The 366-nt window shown below is 56.6% G+C and carries 1 pseudogene; it reads left to right on the top strand.

Going from position 1 to position 366, the window contains the following annotated elements:
- Positions 1-366: pseudogene (locus tag A8805_RS22690) on the top strand (spore surface glycoprotein BclB); the annotation flags it as partial.

The following is a 366-nucleotide window of genomic DNA, read 5'->3' as shown; positions in this document are numbered from 1 at the left end:
GACAGGCCCAACAGGAGCCACCGGAGCGGATGGAGTGACAGGACCAACGGGAGCTACAGGAGCCACCGGAGCCGATGGTGCAACTGGTCCAACAGGAGTGACCGGGCCTACGGGTCCTACAGGTGTTATAGAACCAGGAACGGCACTCTTTAATGTGATTGGCCCAATTGGTTCAGCAACAGTAGGGTTGGGTGAGAACTTAACATTTCAGTCCTCCACACTGGACATTATGGTAACACCGGGATCTGCAACTGTTACAATAGAGGATACGACTCCAAGTGGTCCCACTGGCGCTACAGGTCCTACTGGTGTGACAGGCCCAACAGGAGCCACGGGAGCAGACGGAGCCACTGGCCCAACAGGAGC

The sequence above is a fragment of the Faecalicatena contorta genome, assembly GCF_003149105.1.
Lineage (GTDB): Bacteria > Bacillota > Clostridia > Lachnospirales > Lachnospiraceae > Muricomes > Muricomes contortus_C.
Note: the sequence above shows the minus strand (reverse complement) of the source record. Positions and strands in the feature narration are given on the sequence as shown.